Source organism: Streptomyces beijiangensis (assembly GCF_017315755.1).
Classification (GTDB): Bacteria; Actinomycetota; Actinomycetes; order Streptomycetales; family Streptomycetaceae; genus Streptomyces; species Streptomyces beijiangensis.
Genome location: NZ_JAFLRJ010001049.1, coordinates 1 through 221 on the forward strand (window position 1 = coordinate 1; position 221 = coordinate 221).

Annotated in this window: 1 protein-coding gene; it reads right to left on the reverse strand. The window is 70.6% G+C overall.

What is annotated here, in order from left to right; translation table 11 throughout:
• Window positions 1-221: roadblock/LC7 domain-containing protein (locus J0695_RS40490; protein WP_206969797.1), on the reverse strand; the 221-nt coding region annotated here is incomplete at both ends.

Consider the following 221-nt stretch of genomic DNA (forward strand, 5'->3'; position numbering starts at 1 on the left):
CCACCTGCCGTACGTCACCTCCGTCGCCGAACCGGATCCCGGCGCTGCGGCCCAGCGAGTACAGGCCTGAGGCGAGGGCCGCCATGTGGTCGGCACTGTCGGCATCCAGACCGTGCACGGACTTCACCAGTCCGTCGGCGGAGAGCAGGACGGCGCTGCGGGTGAACGGGACGCGCTGGACCAGTCCGCTCAACAGCCAGTCGAGGTCGGACACCTGGCCG